Source organism: Streptomyces cadmiisoli, from assembly GCF_003261055.1.
Taxonomy (GTDB): domain Bacteria; phylum Actinomycetota; class Actinomycetes; order Streptomycetales; family Streptomycetaceae; genus Streptomyces; species Streptomyces cadmiisoli.
Genome location: NZ_CP030073.1, coordinates 8,860,869 through 8,883,987, shown reverse-complemented (window position 1 = coordinate 8,883,987; position 23,119 = coordinate 8,860,869). Strand labels below are relative to the sequence as shown.

Here is a 23,119-nt window from a genome sequence, read left to right as displayed (position 1 = left end):
AGAAGTTTGAGGGTGGCCGATCCCTGCCCGCGAGTGGCTCGACAGCATCTCAGCCGAAGAATTTGCTGTCTTTGGTCGTGGGCAGCCAACCGGCAATTGAATCCCAAAGCAGAGAGAGCATGGGGGGATTGGCCATGTCGTCGTGAGAACACGGCAGCCGTGACTCGCTGATTCGGCCGGAGGTGTAGGGCTGCCACATGGCGCGACCCGAACCGTCCTCGAGCTCGTCCGACGAGATGAAAAGAAGATCGCCGTGAAATTTGCGAGGATAGTGCTTCACGTAGATACGGGTGTTGTTTGCAATGATTCTTGCCCTTACTTCAGCCTCTTCCTCTGAAATCTCGCTGCGGAAGTAGTCCGGAAGTCCTGCAAGATCACGGAGAGAAGGCGCCTCGTCGAATATTTCTCCAGCATCCGCATGCTCGTCATGGCTGTTGCCATCATGTGCTTGAGTCACTTGACGGATAAGGTCTGCAGATTCCTGGCCGGTCTTGTCCGAGTCGTGTGTGTCGAGTGGGGCGGGTGCATAGCCTCCCATGATGACGAGTGCCACTTGCTGGCCGTCTTCCTGCAGTTGTACAGCCATCTCCTGCGCTACGCGGCCTCCCATCGACCAGCCCAGCAGATGATACGGACCTGACGGTTGCACGGTACGCAACTCTTTGATGTATTCCTCCGCCATTTGCCGGATGGATCCCGGCAGCTCACCCGCAGCGTCGGCATCCCGCGACTGGAGACCGTACAAGGGGATGTCAGGGGGTACGAATCCGGCCAGAGGTGCGAAGCACCAACTCAACCCGGATCGCGGATGGACACAGAAGAGCGGTGGCCGGCTTCCGTGCGTCCTGATGGGAAGGAGCGTACGGAGTGATTCCTTCATCTCGGGGAGGCTGAGCCGATGTGCAAGTCCTGCGACGCTGGGGGCTTGCATCAGCACTTGGACGGAGACATCGACACCCATGATCGAGCGGATCCGACTCACCAGTTTGACCGCCAGAAGTGAATGTCCACCGCATTCGAAGAAGTTGTCATCGACGCCGATGTAGGGAACATTCAGTCCTTCGGCGAAAATTCTGCACAGGATCTCCTCCTGGATAGAGGAGGGTTCCCGGCTCGGTGCGGACCGCGTGTAGTCCGGCGCCGAAAGTTTCCGCCGATCCAGCTTGCCGGTCACCGTCAGCGGCAGACCCTCCAGGATCACCAGCGCGGACGGCACCATGTACTCCGGCAGCATCGCGCCGAGATGGGCGCGCAGGGCAGCCAGGTCAACCCCGGCGGTGATGCCGTCACTGCGGGTGGTGCCACCGGTGGGGACGAGGTAGCCGACCAGGCGCTTGTCCCCGGGGCGGTCCTCACGCACCATCACCACTGCCTGGGCCACGGACGGATGTGCGCTCAGCGCGGCCTCGACCTCACCCAGCTCGATACGAAACCCACGGACCTTCACCTGGTCATCCGTACGGCCCAGATACTCCAGTTGTCCCTCAGCGTTCCAGCGGGCCAGGTCGCCGGTGCGGTACATCCGCTCACCCGGGGTGAAGGGGTTGGCGACGAACCGCTGCGCGGTCAGTCCCGGCCGGGCGTGGTAGCCGCGGGCCAGTTGGGCACCGGAGACGTACAACTCACCCGCAACACCCACCGGCACCGGCCGCAGAGCCGGGTCCAGGACGTAGACCCGGGTGTTCCACACCGGACGGCCGATCGGCGCGGCACCCCCGGGCCATGCCGCCCGGTCCGCCGGCAGGGTATGGGCGGTGACCACATGGGTCTCGGACGGACCGTAGTGGTTGTGCAGCACCGTCCCGGCCGCGCCGCACAGGCCACGGACCCGATCACTGAGCACAAGGGCCTCGCCGGCCTGGGAAACATGACGCAGCAACGGCAGGTCCGTGCCCTGCTCCGCGACAGCCTCACCAAGCGCGTCCACCATCATGTTGGGGGCATACAGCTCGGTGGCCTTCTGCTGCCTCAGCCATGCCACGAACTCTTCCGGGTTACGCCGGATCTCTTCGTCCGGAACCACAAGGGTCTTGCCGTCCAAGAGGGCCGAGAGGATCTCCTGGGCCGAGACGTCGAAGCTGATCGCGGTGAACTGGGCGACCCGCGAACCGGCCTCGGCGGGGATGGCAGAAGCGTGCCAGGACATCAGGTTGACCAGCGCGCCACAGGACATCACCACACCCTTGGGACGCCCGGTCGAGCCGGAGGTGTAGATCAGGTACGCGGGGTGCTGGGGCAGCAGCGGACCGGTCCGCTCCTCATCGCCGGGAACGTCGGCCGTCAGTGCGCCGAGTTCGGCGACAACTTCAGGGTCGTCCAGCAGCAGCGCGGGCCCGGTAGCAATGCGCCCGGCGACCTCTGTGGTGGTCAGCGTCAACGAAGGGGCGGCGTCGGCCAGCATGAAGGCAATCCGCTCGGCCGGGTACTCCGGATCGATCGGCAGGTAACCGGCACCCGACTTCAGCACCGCCAGCAGACCCACGATGAGGTCCACCGAGCGGGGCACGGCCAGCCCGACGATGCACTCGGGACCGATACCGCGACGGATCAGCAACCGGGCAAGCCGGTTCGCACGCTCGTCGAGCTCCGAATACGTCACCTCAGCGCCACCGAAGACCACCGCGACCGCATCAGGCTGCTTCGCAACCCGGGCTTGGAAGAGCTCAGGCAGTGTCGCCCCGGGTACTTCCTGGGCGGTGTCGTTCCACCGCGCCACGACCCGGTGCCGCTCCTCCTCCGACAGCACGTCCACGACGCTGACCCGCTGGTGCGGTTCCCTGGTGACCGTGTCCAGGACCCGGACGAACCGCTCGGCCAGTACCTCCACCGATTCAGGGTCGAACAGGTCTACGGCGTACTCGATACCGCCGCGCAGACCAGCCGGGCGATTACCGGTGCCGCTGTCGGCGTCGGTGTTGGTGTGGAAGGTTTCGCTCAATGCAATGAACAGGTCGAATTTGGCTGCCGGTTCCCCGGTGGGCAAGGGTTCGATGTGAATGCCGGGCAGATCCAGTACCGCCTGGGCGTTGTTCTGCAAGGCGAGCATGACCTGGAAGAGCGGGTGGCGGGCCATCGAGCGGGCCGGGGCGAGGTCCTCGACCAGCCGCTCGAAGGGCACATCCTGATGCGCGAACGCCGCCAGACCGTTCTCCCGAACCTGCTCCAACAGCCCGGCGAACGTGGGATCACCCGACAGATCCGTACGCATCACCAGGGTATTGACGAAGAACCCGACCAGGTCGTCCAGCGCCTCGTCGGTACGTCCGGCGACCGGCGTACCCACCGGGATGTCACTGCCCGCACCCAGCCGGGACAGCAGCACCGCCAAAGCCGCCTGGAGCACCATGAACACCGTCACGCCCTCGGCACGCGCCAACTCCGCCACCCGGGCGTGCACCCCGGCCGGCACCAGGATCTCCACCCGGCCCCCGCGGTGCGACGCCACCGCCGGCCGCGGCCGGTCGAACGGCAGCACCAGCTCCTGCGGCACCCCGTCCAAAGCCTTGCGCCAGTAGCCCAGCTGCTCGTTCAGCACACTGTCCGGGTCGGTCTCCTCACCCAGCAGCTCACGCTGCCACACCGTGTAGTCCGCGTACTGCACCACCAACGGCTCCCAGTCAGGTGCCCGCCCGGCAACACGGGCCGTGTACGCGACCGACAGATCCCGTGCCAACGGCCCCATCGACCACCCGTCACCGGCAATGTGATGCACCACCATCACCAGCACGCACTCACCAGGCACCACCCGCAGCAGCCACGCCCGCAAAGGAAGCTCAGCCGCCAGATCGAACGCGTGAGCCGCCAGCCCGGCAACCGCCTCTGTCAGACCCTCCTGCTCCACCTCGATCACCGGCAGGTCAAAAGAGGGAGGTGAGGGAAGGATCATCTGGTACGGCCTGCCCTCATCGGCAGCAAAGACGGTCCGCAGCACCTCGTGCCGGGCCACCACATCGCCCAGCGCGATCCGCAGCGCCTCGACGTCGAGGTCCCCGGTCAGCCGCAGAGCCACGGGAATGTTGTAGGTGGCCGACGGGCCCTCCAGCTCGCCCAGGAACCACAACCGCTGCTGCGCGAACGAGACGGGTACCGTCTGGGGCCGTGTCATCGCCACCAGCGCGGGACGTGCCGCACCTGAATCCGTCAGCCGCTGCGCGAGTCCGGCCACGGTCGGCGCCTCGAACAGCGCCCGCATCGCGACCTCGACCCCCAGATGCGTCCGGATCCTGTTGGTCAGCTGCACCGCGAGCAGTGAGTGGCCGCCCAGTTCGAAGAAGTTGTCGTCCACCCCGACCTGGGGCAGGCCCAGGACCTCGGCGAACACGGTGCACAGGATCTCCTCCTGCACCGTCGAAGGCCCCCGCCCACTGTCGGCCGCCTGGTAGTCCGGAGCGGGCAGGGCCCTGCGGTCCAGCTTCCCGTTCACCGTCAGTGGCAGCGCATCCAGCACCACCAGCGCGGACGGCACCATGTACTCCGGCAGCATCGCGCCGAGATGGGCGCGCAGTTCAGCGGTATCGACACCGCCTGAGGGACTGGTGGCGGGAACGAGGTAGCCGACCAGACGCTTGTCGCCGGGGCGGTCCTCACGCACCACCACCGCCGACTGGGCCACGGACGAGTGCGCCGCCAGCACGGCCTCGACCTCACCCAGCTCGATCCGGAACCCACGAATCTTCACCTGGTCATCGGTACGGCCCAGAAAGTCCAGGACACCGTCCGGTCGCCACTTCGCCAGATCGCCGGTGCGGTACATCCGCTCACCCGGGTTGAAGGGGTTGGCAACGAACCGCTGTGCGGTCAGCCCCGGCCGGTCGAGGTAGCCGCGGGCCAGGCCCGCGCCGGCAATATACAACTCACCCGCGACACCCACCGGAACCGGCCGCAGAGCCGAGTCCAGCACATAGACCCGGGTGTTGGCGATGGGCGTGCCGATGTGCGGGGCGTTGTGTTCGTCGGCGGACAGGGGGCTGGTGATGGTCGCGCAGACGGTGGATTCCGTCGGGCCGTAAGCGTTGATCAGGCGACGGCCGCCGGCCCAGCGAGTAACCAGGTTCTCGTTCAGGGCTTCGCCAGCGGTGATGAGGGTCGTGATCGACGGCAGACCGTCCGGTTCCAGGAGAGCCAGTGCGGCGGGAGGCAGGGTGGCGTGTGTGATCGACCGCTCCGCGACCAGGCGTTCGAGCGCCTGGCCCGGCAGCAGGTCGTGCGGCGCAGCCAAGACAAGGCAGGCCCCGTTGCACAAGGCCATCACCATCTCCCAGACCGCCGCGTCGAAGCTCGCCGAGGCGAACTGCAGCACCCGACTGCCTGCCGTGATCGCGAATTCATCCGCCTGCACAGCGGACAGGCTCGGCAGTCCCAGGTGAGTGACGGCCACACCCTTGGGCTGCCCGGTGGAGCCGGACGTGTAGATGACATACGCGGGTTGGGCGGGCAGCAGGGTGGAACGGCGCTCGGTGTCGGTGGGGTCGGTGTCGTCGAGGGCCTCGAGTGCCGTGGTGCTGCGGAGATCGTCGACAGCCAGGTACGACGGCTCTCCGCCGGCAAGGCGGGAGGCCAGGTCCGTGCTGGTGACCACCAGGAGGGGCTGGGCATCGGTGAGGAGGTAGGTGATCCGCTCGGCGGGGTAGTCCGGGTCGATGGGCAGGTAGGCGCCGCCCGTCTTGGTCACCGCGAGGAGTGCGACGACGAGGTCGGCCGAGCGGTGCATCATGACCGCGACCAGCGACTCGGGTCCCACTCCGCGGCCGATCAGCAGGCGGGCGAGACGGTTGGCACGCTCGTTGAGCTCCGCATAGCTCAGTTCCACGTCCTCGAAGACGACGGCGGTCGCGTCGGGGGTGCGTGCGGCCTGAGCCTGGAACAGCTCCGGCAGCGTCACAGCGGGCACCTCCCGGGCGGTGTCGTTCCACTCGCCCAGGAGCCGGTGCCGCTCCGCGGGATCAAAGACGTCCACCGTGCCGATCTGCTGGTGCGGTGCTGTCTCCAGGGCGGTGACGACGCCTTCGGCGGCGGTCTGGATCATGGCGCACAGTGATTCACCCGAGACGGGTTCGGCAACCTGCACCGTGAGGATGAATCCGTCACCGGTGTCGTCGACGCTCAGCCCGATCGGATAGTTCGTCCGTTCCTGGTCGTACAGCAGCGTGATGCCTTCAAGGCTCTTGTCCGTCCCTGACTCAGCGTTCCTGGAGTGCCGGTAATTGAACAGGGAGGTGAACAGCGGGGTGTCCGCCTTGATACCGCTGGCCTGCCGGGCCAGTTTCAAAGGGGCGTGTTCGTGGACGAGCAAGTCCGCCAGCTGGTTCTGCACCGACCGGACCATGTCCAGCCCCTGCGCGCCGCGAGTTTGCACCCGTACCGGCAGGGAGTTGATGAACAGGCCCAGAACTCGGTCCGCGCCGCTTCCCGCGGCCATGCGGCCGAACAGGACGGTACCGAAGACAACGTCGTCCCGGCCCGCGGTGGCCGCCAGAACCCGCGCCCACACGACGTGCAAGACCGTGGCCGGGCTCACGCCCAGCCGGCGTGACTGGTCCCGCAGTCGCTGCGCAAGTTCCGCATCCATCACGCGGCGGGACTCCACCACGCCGGTGCCGTCGCCGCGGACGTCGAGCAGGCCGAACGGCGCGGTCGGCTCGGTCACGTCCCCCAGCAGGGTCGAGAAGTACTTCTGGTGTTCCTCCTGCGCCACCCGCAGACGGGCCTGGGCGACGAAGTTCCGGAACGGCAAAGGCGCGGGCAGGGTGTCCTCGCCGCCCTCGATGAACGCGCGCACCTCCTCCAGCAGCACGTCCAGGGTGGTGTGATCGGAGATCAGGTGATGGGCCTGAACGAGCGCGAGCCACTGATCGTTCACCGGGTCGGCCGCCGTGTACACACGTATCAGCGGCGCCTGGCCTATGTCCATCGCTCCAGGACACGCGGCCAGCATCCGGCCGGTCACCTCATCGTCGGGCCCCTCGGGCAAGTCGACGCTTTCCACCGGGATCGCAGCTCGGCGCACTACCACCTGGACCGGTTCCGGCAGTCCTTCCCACAGCACGGCGGTCCGCAGGATGTCATGCCGGTCGACGACCTTCTGCAGTGCGTCCACAAACCCGTCGAGCCGCTGCCGGGAGTCGAACCCCAACAGCACCGGCAGCACATACACATCGGACCCGTCGCCGGAGTCACCCATCAGGTGGTGGAAGAGGATCCCTTCCTGCAGCGGAGCCAGCGGGTACACATCCGCCACGTTGCCCGCTCCACCGGGAACCCGGGCCACGATCCGGTCGATCTCCCCGCGGGTCAGGTCCACCAGGGGAAGCATGTCGGGAGAAATGGTCAGGGCGTTGTCCGGAATCCGGTTCTCCGGCACCGCCACCTCGGCCCGACCGTCCGAGCCAGCCAGTCCGGCAGCCGTCGGCGCCGCGAACAACGCCCGTACATCCACCGATATGCCCCGGGCGCGCAGCAGTTCCACCACCCGCACCGCGAGCAGTGAGTGGCCGCCCAGTTCGAAGAAGTTGTCGTCCACCCCGACCTGGGGCAGGCCCAGGACCTCGGCGAACACGGTGCACAGGATCTCCTCCTGCACCGTCGAAGGCCCCCGCCCACTGTCGGCCGCCTGGTAGTCCGGAGCGGGCAGGGCCCTGCGGTCCAGCTTCCCGTTCACCGTCAGTGGCAGCGCATCCAGCACCACCAGCGCGGACGGCACCATGTACTCCGGCAGCATCGCGCCGAGATGGGCGCGCAGTTCAGCGGTATCGACACCGCCTGAGGGACTGGTGGCCGGAACGAGGTAGCCGACCAGACGCTTGTCGCCGGGGCGGTCCTCACGCACCACCACCGCCGACTGGGCCACGGACGGATGTGCGCTCAGCGCGGCCTCGACCTCACCCAGCTCGATCCGGAACCCACGAATCTTCACCTGGTCATCGGTCCGCCCGAGGTATTCGAGCTGCCCGGCGGCGTTCCACCGGACCAGGTCACCGGTACGGTACATCCGCTCACCCTGACCACCGAACGGGTTCGCAACGAACCGCTGTGCGGTCAGCCCCGGCCGGTCGAGGTAGCCGCGGGCCAGGCCCGCGCCGGCAATATACAACTCACCCGCAACGCCCACCGGAACCGGCCGCAGAGCCGCGTCCAGCACATAGACCCGGGTGTTGGCGACGGGCGTGCCGATGTGCGGGGCGTTGTGTGCGTCAGCGGACAGGGGGCCGGTGACGGTAGCGCAGACAGTGGATTCCGTCGGACCGTAAGCGTTGATCAGACGACGTCCCTCGGCCCAGTGACTGACCAGGTTCTGGTTCAGGGCTTCGCCGCCGGTGATGAGGGTCGTGATCGACGCCAGACTGTCCGGTTCCAGGAGAGCCAGTACGGCGGGAGGCAGGAGTGCATGTGTGACCGACCGCTCCGCGACCAGGCGGACGAGCGCCTGGCCCGGCAGCAGGTCGTGCGGCGCAGCCAAGACAAGGCAGGCCCCGTTACACAAGGCCATCACCATCTCCCAGACCGCCGCGTCAAAGCTCGCCGAGGCGAACTGCAGCACCCGACTGCCTGCCGTGATCGCGAATTCCTCCGCCTGCACAGCGGACAGGCTCGGCAGTCCCAGGTGGGTCACGGCCACACCCTTGGGCTGCCCGGTGGAGCCGGACGTGTAAATGACATACGCCGGGTGGGCGGGCAGCAGGGTGGAACGGCGCTCGGTGTCGGTGGGGTCGGTGTCGTCGAGGCCCTCCAGTGCGGTGGTCGTCCGAGGGTCGTCGACAGCCACGTACGGCGGGTGGCTGTGGGTGAGGCGGGAGGCCATGCCCGTGCTGGTGAGCACCAGGAGGGGCTGGGCGTCCGTGAAGAGGTAGGTGATCCGCTCGGCGGGGTAGTCCGGGTCGATGGGCAGATAGGCGCCGCCGGCCTTGGTCACCGCGAGGAGCGCGACGCTCAGGTCGATGGAGCGCTCCAACATGACTGCAACCAGCGACTCGGGTCCCACTCCGCGATCGATCAGGAGCCGGGCGAGGCGGTTGGCACGCTCGTTGAGGTCGGCGTAGGTCACCTCGACGCCGGCGAAGACCACCGCGGTCGCCTCGGGGGTGCGGGCAGCCTGGGCCTGGAACAGCTCAGGCAGCGTCACAGCGGGCACGTCGCGGGCGGTGTCGTTCCACTCGCCCAGGATCTGCTCCCGCTCCGCCGGGTCCAGTACCTCGATGGCGTTGACGTGCTGGAGGGGGTTGGCGGTGACGGTGTCCAGGACGCGGACGAACCGTTCGGCCAGTGTCTCCACCGTTTCGCGGTCGAACAGGCTGAGGGCGTAGTCGATAACGCCATGCAGACCGGCCGGGCGATTACCGGTGTCGGCGTCGGTGTCGGTGTTGGTGTGGAAGGTCTCGGCCAGCGCGAAGGACAGGTCGAACTTGGCCACCGGTTCGCCGGCGGGCAACGGTGTGGCGTCGACACCGGGCAGGTCAAGGACGGCCTCGGCGTTGTTCTGCAGCGTGAGCATGACCTGGAAGAGCGGGTGGCGGGCCATCGAGCGGGCCGGGGCGAGGTCCTCGACCAGCCGCTCGAAGGGCACATCCTGATGCGCGAACGCGGCCAGACCGTTCTCCCGAACCTGCTCCAACAGCCCGGCGAACGTGGGATCACCCGACAGATCCGTACGCATCACCAGGGTATTGACGAAGAACCCGACCAGGTCGTCCAGCGCCTCGTCGGTACGTCCGGCGACCGGCGTACCCACCGGGATGTCACTGCCCGCACCCAGCCGGGACAGCAGCACCGCCAAAGCCGCCTGGAGCACCATGAACACCGTCACGCCCTCGGCACGCGCCAACTCCGCCACCCGGGCATGCACCCCGGCCGGCACCAGGATCTCCACCCGGCCCCCGCGATGCGACGCCACCGCCGGCCGCGGCCGGTCGAACGGCAGCACCAGCTCCTGCGGCACCCCGTCCAAAGCCTTGCGCCAGTAGCCCAACTGCTCGTTCAGCACACTGTCCGGGTCGGTCTCCTCACCCAGCAGCTCACGCTGCCACACCGTGTAGTCCGCGTACTGCACCACCAACGGCTCCCAGTCAGGTACCCGGCCTGTGGACCGTGCCGCATACGCGACCGACACATCCGTCGCCAGCGCACCCATCGACCACCCGTCACCGGCAATGTGATGCACCACCATCACCAGCACGCACTCACCAGGCACCACCCGCAGCAGCCACGCCCGCAAAGGAAGCTCAGCCGCCAGATCGAACGCATGACCCGCCAGCCCGGCAACCGCCTCTGTCAGGCTCCCCCGTTCCACCTCAACCACTGGCAAAGCAAAGGAGGAAGGCGGGGCAAGGATCTCCTGACGCGGCCTGCCCTCATCGGTCGGGAAGACCGTCCGCAGCACCTCGTGCCGGCCGACCACATCGCTCAGCGCCATCCGCAACGCCTCGACGTCCAGGTCACCGGTCAGCCGCACAGCCACGGGAATGTTGTAGGTGGCCGACGGGCCCTCCAGTTCGCCCAGGAACCACAGTCGCTGCTGCGCGAACGACAACGGCACCCGTTCTGGCCGCTCCACCCGCACCAGCGGTTGCCGCCTCGCACCGGAGGAAGTCAACCGCTCCGCCAGGGCAGCCGCAGTGGGCGCCTCGAACAGCGTCCGGATCGGCACCTCGGCCCCAAAGACCGACCGGATACGGCTCACCAGCCGGGTCGCCAGCAGCGAGTGACCGCCCAGCTCGAAGAAGTTGTCCTCCACCCCGACCATGGACAGGCCCAGAATCTCGGCGAACACCGAGCACAGAAGCTCCTCCTGCACCGAGGCCGGCCCCCGGCCACCATCAGCCACCTGATAGTCCGGAGCAGGCAGCGCCCTACGATCCAGCTTCCCGTTCACCGTCAACGGCAGCACATCCAGCACCACCAACGCCGACGGCACCATGTACTCCGGCAACACCTCGCCGAGACAAGCGCGCAGCGCGGCAAGATCCACGCTCGCGGTACTGACGTGACTGCCGCCGTTGCCACTGGCGGGGACGATGTAGCCGACCAGACGCTTGTCGCCGGGACGCTCCTCACGCACCACCACCGTCGACTGGGCCACGGACGGGTGCGCCGCCAGCACGGCCTCGACCTCACCCAGCTCGATCCGGAAACCGCGGATCTTCACCTGGTCATCCGTGCGGCCCAGGTACTGCAGTTGCCCATCGGCCGTCCACCGGACCAGGTCACCGGTTCGGTACATCCGCTCACCCGACCCGCCGTAGGGGTTGGCGACGAACCGCTCCGCCGTCAGTCTCGGGCGGCCCAGATACCCCCGCGCCAGCTGAACACCGGCGAGGTACAACTCACCGGCCACTCCCGGCGGCACCGGCCGCAAGGCTGCGTCCAGCACAAAGACTTTCATGTTCGGAACGGAACGCCCGATGGGGACGCCCCCCAGCACATCCGGGTCCCCGGGACGGACGGTGAAGGTGACGCATCCGACGGCCGCCTCGGTCGGACCGTACTCATTCGTGATCAGGACGTCGTGGTGCACGGATCGCCACCGTGTGAGCTGCTCGCCTGCAAGGCTTTCGCCGCCGACGACAAGGTCTCCCCGGGCAAAGGATCCGGCGGGCTCCTCGGACAGAAGGCCAAGATGGCTCGGCGTCACCTTCAAGAAGGTGGGAGCCGCTTCAGCGGGAAGCCCATCCCGGATGTCCGCGATATGCAGGACGCCACCCGAGATCAGCGTGCCGTACAACGGCGTAACGGTCAGGTCGAACGCAGCCGACGAATGCAGCACGGTCCGACCACTCAACCCGGGGTACGCACTGACTGCCCAGTTGAGGTAGGAGGAGACTGCTGCGTGGCTCACCACGACGCCCTTGGGGCGCCCCGTGGAGCCGGAGGTGTAGATCACGTAGGCGGGGTGGGCGGGCAGCAGTGCCGCTCCTCGCTCGTGGTTCGTGAGGTTCTCCCCCGCCATGGTGGACAGGGCCGCCGTGCTGTCTGGGGCATCCGTCACGATGCGGGTCACACCGTCATCCGCTGCGCCTGCCATGGCCTGGTGTGTGACCAGCAGCGTGACGTGGGCGTCGTCGAGCATGTAAGTGATGCGGTCGGCGGCGTAAGCCGGGTCGATCGGGACGTACGCGGCTCCGGTCTTGATCACTGCGAGGAGTGCGACGACGAGATCGGCGGAGCGATCCATCAGCACCGCCACACGTTCTTCCGGCCGGGCGCCCCTGCCCACAAGAACACGGGCCAGCCGGTTGGCCCGCGCGTTCAACTCCGAATAGGTGAACTCGGTGCCGTCGAAGACCACCGCGGTCGCATCGGGGGTACGCGTGACCTGGGCTTCGAACAGTTCGGCCAGTGTGGCCTGCGCAACCTCGTAGGTGGTGTCGTTCCACCCGGACAGGATCCGCTCCCGCTCCGCGGTGTCCAGGACATCGATGCGGCTGACCGGCACCGACGGATCCGCGGTCACCGTCTCCAGGACCATGAGGAAGCGCCGTGCGATCGCCTCGACACTCGCGGGATCGAACAGGTCGGTGGCGTAGGTGATGAGTCCGGACAGGCCCGCCGGGGTGCCGCCGTCGGTGATCTGCTCGGCGATCTGGAAGTCCAGGTCGAACTTGGCGGGAAGAACGGCCGCAGGCAGTGCCTCGATGTTCAGCCCGGGCAGGTCGAGACGAGCCTCGACGGTGTTCTGCAGCGTGAGCATGACCTGGAACAGCGGATGGCGGGCCATCGACCGGACCGGGGCCAGGTCCTCCACCAGCCGCTCGAACGGCACATCCTGGTGCGTGTAGGCGCCGAGGTCCGCTTCCCGTGTCCTGGCCAGCAGTTGCAGGAAGGTCGGATCGCCGGACAGGTCCGAGCGCAGGACGAGGGTGTTGACGAAGAACCCCACCAGGTCGTCCAGGGCCTCGTCGGTGCGGCCGGCGATCGAGGTGCCGACCGGAATGTCGTCTCCGGCACCGATCCGGTGCAGCAGGACGGCCAACGCCGCCTGCACCACCATGAACACCGTCACACCCTGTGCTCTGGCCAGCTCCGCCAGGGCGTTGTGGATTTGGACGTCGATGGTCAGTTCGACGCGGCCGCCCTGGTGGGAGGACATCGTTGGGCGTGGCCGGTCGAACGGCAGCGTCAGTTCCTGGGGCAGGTCGGCCAGTGCCTCGCGCCAGTAACCGAGTTGCTGGGCCAGCACACTGGCCGCGTCGGCCTCCTCGCCCAGTAGTTGACGCTGCCACAGGCTGTAGTCGGCATACTGCACCGACAACGGTGCCCACTCCGGTGTCTGGCCGGTGGACCGAGCCGTGTAAGCAGCCGACAGATCACGCGTCAGCGGGGCCAGGGACCATCCGTCACCAGCGATGTGGTGCACCACCATCACCAGGACATGCTCATCGGGACCGGCCTCGAACAGCCAGGTCCGTACCGGGATTTCGGTGGCGAGGTCGAAGCGATGACCCGCGACCTCGTTGATCGCGGACTCAAGGTCGGTCACCTGCTCGACCGCTAGGGACACCGAGGCCATTTCGGCCGAAAGGATCTGCTGGTAGGGCTGCCCGTCAACCGTCGCGAACACGGTGCGCAGAACCTCGTGCCGGCCGACCAGATCGCGCAGTGCGGCCTTCAGAGCGGCGACATCCAGCGACCCGGTCAGTCGCAGGGTGAGGGGGATGTTGTAGGTGGCCGACGGGCCCTCCAGTTCGCCCAGGAACCACAGTCGCTGCTGCGCGAACGACAACGGCACCCGTTCCGGCCGCTCCACCCGCACCAGCGGTTGCCGCCTCGCACCGGAGGAAGTCAACCGCTCCGCCAGGGCAGCCGCAGTGGGCGCCTCGAACAGCGTCCGGATCGGCACCTCGGCCCCAAAGACCGACCGGATACGGCTCACCAGCCGGGTCGCCAGCAGCGAGTGACCGCCCAGCTCGAAGAAGTTGTCCTCCACCCCGACCATGGACAGGCCCAGAATCTCGGCGAACACCGAGCACAGAAGCTCCTCCTGCACCGAGGCCGGCCCCCGGCCACCATCAGCCACCTGATAGTCCGGAGCAGGCAGCGCCCTACGATCCAGCTTCCCGTTCACCGTCAACGGCAGCACATCCAGCACCACCAACGCCGACGGCACCATGTACTCCGGCAACACCTCGTGCAGATGCCTGCGCATGACGGCGATGTCCACCCCCTGCGGGCCGCTCGCCGGGACGAGGTAGGCGACCAGGCGCTTGTCGCCGGGACGGTCCTCACGCACCACCACCGCCGACTGGGCCACGGACGGGTGCGCCGCCAGCACGGCCTCGACCTCACCCAGCTCGATCCGGAAACCGCGGATCTTCACCTGGTCATCCGTCCGCCCGAGATACTCCAGCTGCCCGTCGGTGTTCCAGCGTGCGAGGTCACCAGTGCGGTACATCCGTTCAGCCGGGTTGAACGGGTTGGCCACAAACCGCTGCGCGGTCAGCCCCGGCCGATCCAGGTAGCCTCGGGCCAGCTGGATGCCGGCCAGGTACAACTCACCCGCAACACCCACCGGCACCGGCCGCAACGCCGCGTCCAGCACATAGACCTGGGTGTTCCAGACCGGGCGTCCGATGGGGACACTGCTCCTGCTGGTGTCGCTGTCACACGTCCATGCGGTGACCTCGACTGACGCCTCGGTGGGGCCGTAGAGATTGTGGAGCGGAACGTCCAGTAGGTGACGGAACTGCCCGACGACGTCGCTGGGGAGCGCTTCGCCGCTGCAGAACACAGCGCGCAGGTCGGTACACGCGGCGGCGGCCGGTTCGCGGAGGAAGACCTGCAGCAGGGACGGGACGAAGTGCGCGATCGTGACATGTTCGCGTTGGATCAACTCGGCCAGGTATCCGGGGTCGCGGTGGCCTGCGGGCTTGGCGACCACCAATGTCGCGCCCTGGAGCAGCGGCCAGAAGAACTCCCGTACCGACACATCGAAACCGAAGGGGGTTTTCTGCAGCACCCGGTCCGAGGCGGTCAAGTTGTAGGCGCCCTGCATCCAGGTCAGCCAGTTGACGATGCCCGCGTGGGGTACGGCTACGCCCTTCGGCCGTCCGGTGGACCCGGAGGTGTAGATGACGTAGGCGGGGTGGGCGGGCGACAGGGTGGTGCGGGCCTCGGTGTCGGCGGTGTCGGTGCCCTGGATGTCCTCGAGTGCGGCGCTGGTCCGGGGGTCGTCGACGGCCGCGTACGGCGGGTGGCTGTCGGTGAGGCGGGAGGCCAGGTCCGTGCTGGTGAGGACCAGGACTGGCTGGGCGTCAGTGAGGACGTAAGTAATGCGGTCGGCAGGGTAGTCCGGGTCAACGGGTACATACGCGCCGCCGGCCTTGACCACCGCAAGCAGGGCGACCACCAGGTCGACGGAGCGGTGCATCATCACCGCGACCAACGACTCGGGTCCCACGCCCCGGTCGATCAGGAACCGGGCGAGGCGGTTGGCCCGCGCGTCGAGGTCCGCGTAGGTCACCTCAATTCCCTCGAAGACCACCGCGACCGCGTCCGGAGTGCGGGCAGCCTGGGCCTGGAACAGTTCCGGCAGCGTCGCCGCGGGCACCTCCCGGGCGGTGTCGTTCCATTCCTCGAGAACCAGACGCTGCTCGGAGCGGCTCATCAACGTGATCTGGTGTACGCGTTCCTCCGCAGTGGCACGCGCCATCCAGTTCATCACGTCAAGGAATTTCGCAGCATGCTCATGCACTGCTCGCCGGCTGTAGAGGTCCGGGTTGGCTTCCACAACCACGGATATGCTTCCGTCGGATGACCTGTCGTACACCGAAATCGAAAGGTCATTGAAATTTATACCACCGAGTCCGTGCGCACTGCTGAGGGCGTCACCAAATTTCAGGTCGTAGTCAAAGGAAACAATATTGATCAGTAGAGGGTAAAGTCCGCTGCCCCCTACGAGCTTCAGGTCTCTGAGGATGTCCTCGTATCGGTATCGCTGATGCCGCAAGGCATCTCTTACTCCGCGAGCCACCTGCTTCACGAGTTCCCTCACGGTGGCCCTCGGCTGCACTGTGAGGCGCAGGGGAATGATATTTGCTGTCATTCCAGGGATGTCGCGCAGTGCACTTGTTCTGCCCATTACGGGGACCCCGAGAATGACGTCCTCTTGTCCCGTTGCGCGATGCAGGTAGGCGGCGCTCGCGGCCACGGCCAGACCCGAGAGGCTCGTTCCCAGACGACGTGCGGAGCTTCTGATTTCCGCGGCGGCGTCGGGAGGGATGTGGAGCGAATGACGTGTCAGTTCATGGGGCGCAGTGGAAGGTTCCCGGCCACTCAAACTGACCGTTTCAGGGCGATCGGAAAGACGCTCCGTCCAGTACTGTCGGTCCTGTTCGAATTCTGCGGACACCCGGTAATCGGCATCGGCATCCATCAGTACGGAACTCGAGGGACGTGCACTGTCCGTGAGGGATTCGCCGGCCATCAATGCCGTGTAGACCTCAGCCACTCGGGCGGCTATCCGGGCTCCAGCGAGTCCGTCTGCGATGATGTGGTGCATTCGCTGGTACCAGAAGAAGAGATCTTCCGCCACCTTGAACAGGGCGTGGGTAAAGAGTTCACCGCTCTGTAGATCCACTGGACGTCGCATGTCCGCCCGCATCCAACTCTGCGCGCTGGAACGGGGATCCGCCTCACCACTCACGTCGATCACGTGAAACAGCCAATCGTCCCGCAGATCAAAATACTGCCGCGGGACTTCGTCTGCAGTTCCCTCAAAGCGCAGGCGAAGACAGTCAACTTCTTGGACGACTCTTCGCACGGCCGCCTCGAAGAAACCGGTGTCCACCTTTCCGTGAATCTGTATGTATTCACCCATGTTGTAGATGGGATTATCCGGATTCAGTTGCTGCGCATGCCATACACCAAGCTGTCCGGCCATCAGTTCACGACGGCCACCATGCGATCCAGACATATCCACACCTCGGTCAACGCTCGCGCTCCACACCGGGAGCAACTAATTTAAGCAATTTGAGGAGAAATGTTGATCCACTTCACCCTCTCAAGCCGAACTGGACACTGTCAACGTCCCCGGCGAAGTGGGTAATCAGTGGCGTTTCATGTCGTTTTACGATGGCGGCTTCGAACCGCCATGCCGTATTTATCGCCAGCGCTCGCAGGCCAAAACACTGGAAATCCGTGCACTAGTGCGAATTTTTCACCTATCAATAGACCAGACGGAATCCAGGACCGAGAAGCGGATCGAACGGACACAGAGATCGACACCCAGAAGAACGCGAAGGTGCGCGCAGGACACGAATCAGCCCAAGGATCGACGATCGCAGAAGTGACTTACTGCCACAACCCCCACCTATAAGGCCCTTTGTGAAAAGGTTCGCACTGCCCAGGTGCAGGTTTAGACGTATGCCAGTCGTCTGAGACCAGTCAATTGACGCACCTCGCACCGAATGCGCATAGGCAGACATGGCCACCAGCGCGGCACCTTGTCATACCGTGCCCCAACAGCTCCGGCCCGGTTCGGGTATGGGTGAATCAGTTGCCGCCATCGGCCGATCGAGCGATACCCCCTGGCTGCACCAGAACCTGCTCTCCTGAACCCGCAACCCCTGCGCCAACAGCTTCATCCGAAGCTCCGTCAGCTCCCGACTTCCCCAGCGTGAGCCGTCTTGACCAGCAGCAGTTAGGTGAAGACTCCCCCTGGGCCGCCATCCGCAGATCTGCATCGGGCAGCACGGACGGACGCGCGCCCACTGCACCTCCCCGCCGAGGCTCCGGCAGCGCCGCGGGCCACGACATACTCACCTGGCGGCCGGCACGCCCTATGAGCCCCCACCGGGCCCAGGTAGTCACGCGCTTCCAGATCGCCCTCCGGCGTGGCGAACACCCCGCGGTTTTCCCCACGCAGCGCTGCGGCTGCCACCGACTCACCCGTCCGTTTGGCCTCGGTCAACGCCCCCGCTTGAGACACACCTCGGGCTTCGGTCGCCGAGCCGGAGCTTCCCGCAGAAGCAGGCACATGTACCGCCGTCTGACCGGGCGTGACAGGGACAGCCCGCAGCCCCAGCATCAATCTCAGCAACGCCGCAACAGCCCTGCCACCGGCCCGACTTCGGGCCCACATCCCCGCCATACCCCACCCACAATGTCTCCACAGAATCTTGGAGCAATCAACTCCCCACAAGAACGCAAGGTCAACAGGAAGCAAACGGACATCAACACACCATGCTCAGAAACACGATGTGATGATCCATACGTTTACTACCACTGGACAAGATTACATAACATTTCGACATACTATCAATCACAAGCGGAACCATGGAGTGCCTGCGGAGATCGCCTCCCACCCTGGCAACTCACCGTGACACACTGGATCGCTCCGCCCGACGCCACGGATCCGCCCGACCGAATCGGGCCGCCCGGCACGGGAACTGCACCAGCTTCGAGACTGTCAAACGAGCGGCTCCGTCCCGAAGTCGATGGCCGAGGTCAAGCGCCCATCCGTGATCATGATCTCGGGACAGACCTCAACTCCCCTGGGATGACGGGGTTTTCCGAGCCATCGGCGCTGATCGACGAGGAAGTGACGGACCACGGTGGCGCGATGGCGGTCACAGCCCACACTCGGGGGACGCGGTGCCCTTTCCGGTGCGCGGCACGTCGTAGGCAAGGGTGCATCGAGAACACCGCCGTACAGTGGCACATGTGCCGGTCAATGGCCGCCCGCTGATGGTCCGCCCCGCGCGAACGGCGGTTGCTCCGCCAGGTTCTGACCTGCCGACGCCAGACCTCCCGCGACACGTAGCCGGACTGTAGGAGCACTACCTGCACCGCACGATGCGGCTTGCCTGCAATGATCGGCAACACGGCCGCGGTCTCGCTTCTGATCGCAAGGCCATGGGTACTGACCACGGTCGTGTTCAGCGTGCACCGTCAGGCTTGCACAGCATGCAGTCACGGCGCATCCTGCGCGCCTCTCGGCCTGCACCGGCAGCGGATCCAGGCGACGGCGAATGCCACAGTGCCGTGAGGCGGTCCCCCGACAAACAGTCGGGGGACCCACCGCTGCGGAACGCCTCCGGCGCATGCCTCGGCGAACCGCTCCAGGCGGCTACGATCAGCCGTCTATCTCGTACTGGCCGACGGTCCGGAAGTGCCGCAGGGCCTCGGGGGAGCCGTCGTCGAGAACCGCCTGGATCGCGTCGACCATGGCGTCGCTGATGTCCGGGTTGGTGAGCATGCGGGCGATGTACACGGCGTCGTCCTCGGCCTGGGCGAGCCGGTACCCGGTCCACCGGAAGTTGCTCATTGCTTCGGGAGTGTAGGCATCGAGGGCCGCGTTGGCCTCCCGGATCACCCTCTTGTCACCGTTCTCGGTCGCCACGCCCAGGATGCGGGCGACGGCGACGGAGTCGTCCTCGAACTGGGCCTGGGCGTACCCCGTTTCAAGGAAGGCACGCAGAGCCTCCGGAGTATCGCTGTCGAGGACCTTGTAGACGTCCTGGATGACCCTCCTGTCTCCGTTCTGGGTCGCCACATGCAGGATGCGGAATACCTCCACACGATCGTCTTCGGCCTGGGCGATGCGGCAGCCCGTCGTGAGGAACGCACGCATATCGTCGACGGTGCCGCCCAGGGCCTCGTTCGCTTCGCGCCGGACGCCGGTACCGGAATTCTCGTCCGCAAGAACGCCCTGGATCGCGGCCCGGAGCTGGTCCGCCGTCATCTCGTCGACGGGAGTGCCGGTGGACGAGGTGTCCGGGCAGGCCGTCGCCGGCGTGGGCGTAACGGGTGTCGTAGACGTGAGGGGCGCGGCGGACGCGGCCGTGCCGGCGGCGTGAGCCGGTGCGGTGAGGAGGAGGGCAGGCGTCAGAGCGATTGCGGCGACCAGCAGCGCGGCGCGAGTCGGTCTCATGGGTGTGCCTCCATGCTCGATGAGTCGGTCGGGGTGAGGGATGCAGGTGTTGCGTATTACCTAGATCCACAAAAGCGGACGCGAATCGAACACCTGACGGTTCCCCACGCGCCGAGCCAAGCCTCAGCCGATGCTGCCAGGGCCAGCGTGGCTTCAGAGGTGGACCAGGCGGCGCTGCCGAACCGGGGAGGTGAGATGAGGGAGGCTGGCTGACACGGACATGGCATAATGCCGATGCTCAGCTGCGGAAGACGGGTGCCCTGGCCACACCAGGTGGAAAAGCCGTGTCGGCCAGGTTCCAGAACCACCCTTGTCATGGGGTGAGTTGGGGGGCGGGACGTCGTGCGGTCAGACCGGAACCGACGAGGGCTCATCCCATGAACTCGGTCCTGGACACGTCCCTCGTACCGCAGCAGGACCGGGAGGAGACGATCCGCTCGGTGCTATGGGAATCCTTCGTTCGGGTCGATGTCGACCACCACCGTCGGGCGAAAGACATCTCCGTGCGAATGGGGCTCGGCGCTGTCGGACCGATACGGATCTGCTCAGCGGAGTCGACGGCGGTCACCGTGCGCCGGACAAGTCGGCTGGCGCGAGAGGACGAGGAGCCGGCGGTCTTCGTCGGTCTGCAGATGTCGGGGACCAGCGTGGTGGAACAACACGGCCGACAGTCCCTGCTGCGGCCGGAGAACCTCACGGTGTACGAGTCGATTGCACCCTACACCTTGCATTTCGACCGGGCACTCGACCACCACTTCCTGCGCATCCCCCGGGCGGTACTCGCGCTCCCCGACCCGGCGCTCCGCAACATCGCCGCGATCCCGCTCGGCTCCGACAACCCCGTCGCACGCCTGGCCTTCCGGTACTTCGCCGAACTGGCCGTCAGCGAGAACACACTCAACGGGGTTTACGCCGAGGCAATCGTCCAACCAAGCATCGAACTGCTGCGGGCCGCCCTGATGTCCCAGCTCGCCACGTCCCGGATCAATCGAGCGGCGCTGGAGGGGTCTCTCGGGCTGCGGATCACATAGTACCTCCGGGAGCACCTCGCTGACCCGACCCTGTCGGCCGCGCGGATCGCCGCCGTGCACGGCATCTCGGTACGACATCTCTACACAGTGCTCGCCCAGTCGGGGATCAGCCTCGGCGACTGGATCCGATCCCACCGGCTGGCGGAGTGCAGACGAGAGCTGGCCGGACCGGGTGGGCGTCTGCGGACCATCGCCGGGATAGCCCGGAGCTGGGGTTTCACGGACCCGACCCACTTCAGCAAGGTGTTCAAACGGGCGTACGGCATCTCGCCGCGCGACTGGCGGGAGCGACACCACCCCGGGCCGTCGAAGCCCGGCACCGCCCGCGGAACCCGGACGGTCGACACGTCCTGACGGCAGACACCTCCTGACGGTCCCGCTCACCCGCGGAGCCGCCTGTCCGGTCCCGGCGCAGACGTACGGACCGAACAAGGCCGTGATCACACTGCGAAGTTGGCGCAAGGCGACCGGCCGACCCACCGATGCAAACCGATGATGTTGTTGACGCTCGGGCCTCGGTAGCACGAACGGAACTGTCATACCGGCCAGATTACCGGGTCCTTACAGAGGGCCCAGGCGTTCAAGCCGGGGATGAGTGCCTCTCAAGTGTCCCGGTACGCGAGGCGGGAAAGTTCGTAGTCAGGTGAACAGCCGAGGCTGAACACCAAGCTCAGGGTTAAGCTCCTCGGCCGAGCTTGCCGAACTCATTGATCGCAGGAAATCTCAGCGAACCATTCCGGGGTGTAGCACTCAGCAAACGACCACTTCTGGTCCGAGTAGCGGTCTTCCGTGCTGTCGGTGTAGACCTCAAGCCTGCCCTGCGGCGTCATGCGATAGTACTCGCGGATCGCGTCACCCTCCACCGTAGGATAAGTGACCTTCAGTTCTGCGCTCTCGCTACTCTTGAGGGCCTGTCGGAGGCAGGCGATTTCCCGCACCGCCTCCTTCTGGATCTCCTCGCCCTGGGCCAAGCTCACTTCGCCACAACTTGAAAACCCAGTTCTGGACTCCCAGCGGTCCTCGACCGAATCGTCCAGCATGCCGCAACCGCCAGCCAGCAAGGACATCGCCGCTACCGCGACAAGCCGCACGCGGACCGAAACGACTGCCACACCGCGACGACTGACCCTGTTCTGACCTGTCCCCCACGCCCGGTGCGCTGGCCGCGCCTGATGCAACTCGTCCGGCCCGTCGTTGTCGGCACGCACGTGCAGACACGTTTTCGCTCCCAAAACCCCTACCCGCCCCCAACGCTTGATCGCAGCGGCACCATACCCCCCGGCACCGACATGGGATACCCGATGTCCCTCTCCGGGCCGCGTCCGGGCCGTGCGAGGACGCTCAATGGCAACCAACGCTGCCCATCGTCGGCAGCTCAGCTGCAGATCACGGTATTGATAGATCACGCAGCCGCAGGCCGGAGAACCGGTCCTTCACTACTTCTTCGGGCTACTGATCGCGCTCGGTGGATCCGCCCGGGCCACTGAGACTCCTCCGACCTGGTCATGTCTGCTCTCCCGCAGTACCGCGATGCCCGAGCCACCGCTCTACTGTCACCCATGCCGAAGACTTGATTCGGCATGGATGCTGGAGCCCGACTCCGTAGCTGGCGGTGGACAGCAGTCCTCTCTCACTGATCTTTGCAGGCTGGGCTGTTGCGGTGTACTTGAGCACCCAAGCAAAGGCAGGTTCTTCGGCGTCGGAACCCTGGTGGTGGGTGCCTGCGATCGGAGCAGCATGGTCAAGCGGGCGGCGCGCACATCAAAGACGTGCTCAGGCTGCCAGGCGCCGTCAGGTGAAGGCGGCTGCCGGCAGCTCTGCCTCCGTCTCCTCCCAGGGGAGGTAGATGCCAAGCTCGCCCTCCAGGAACCGCAGGAACGCGACGTCGCCGAGCTCGTCACCACTGTGGACGAAGCCAAGCGCCACGTCGGCTGCCGCGCCATTCGTAAAGTGCGGCTGCCCTGGCTCGAAGGACGTCACCAGCTCCCCGTGCACGGCGTAATCGACGCGGCTGAAGCCCTTCGCGTCGCGATGGATGCAAAACGCCCTCCCCTGCTGGGAAAGCGCCGCGAGGTGGCACAGTTCTTTTGCGTCAGCCGACGCATCCACCGATCGTTGCTGACCGGCATCGGCTCAGCTACGAGCACGAACGATTCCCGAGCTCTTCAGTGTGAAGGTGTGAAGCCAACAGACTGGTCGATGCACCGCTCGGTGGCCACGAGGCACGTCA

Annotated in this window: 4 protein-coding genes and 1 pseudogene; 1 reads left to right on the top strand and 4 read right to left on the bottom strand. The window is 66.3% G+C overall.

The features are described 5' to 3' along the window. Positions 1–49: 49 nt before the first annotated feature. Both DN051_RS38945 and DN051_RS38940 read right to left on the bottom strand, forming a co-directional pair. Positions 50–16,867 (bottom strand): non-ribosomal peptide synthetase, encoded by a 16,818-nt coding sequence (locus DN051_RS38945; RefSeq protein WP_162625094.1) that lies wholly within the window; start codon positions 16,865–16,867, stop codon positions 50–52. 2,193 nt (positions 16,868–19,060) lie between these two features. After that, positions 19,061–19,858, bottom strand: coding sequence for an ALF repeat-containing protein (locus tag DN051_RS38940; protein WP_112441624.1), 798 nt, complete (start codon positions 19,856–19,858; stop codon positions 19,061–19,063). A 377-nt stretch (positions 19,859–20,235) separates the two neighbouring features. Here DN051_RS38940 and DN051_RS47935 point away from each other — a divergent pair. Then, positions 20,236–21,243: pseudogene (locus DN051_RS47935) on the top strand (AraC-like ligand-binding domain-containing protein). A 350-nt stretch (positions 21,244–21,593) separates the two neighbouring features. On the opposite strand, the gene DN051_RS38930 reads toward DN051_RS47935, so the two are convergent. Both DN051_RS38930 and DN051_RS38925 read right to left on the bottom strand, forming a co-directional pair. After that, positions 21,594–22,097 carry a hypothetical protein gene (locus DN051_RS38930; RefSeq protein WP_162625093.1) on the bottom strand — a complete coding sequence of 168 codons (504 nt, stop codon included), beginning with the start codon at positions 22,095–22,097 and terminating at the stop codon, positions 21,594–21,596. A 583-nt stretch (positions 22,098–22,680) separates the two neighbouring features. After that, positions 22,681–22,998 (bottom strand): hypothetical protein, encoded by a 318-nt coding sequence (locus tag DN051_RS38925; RefSeq protein ID WP_112441619.1) that lies wholly within the window; start codon positions 22,996–22,998, stop codon positions 22,681–22,683. Between the last annotated feature and the right edge of the window lie 121 nt (positions 22,999–23,119).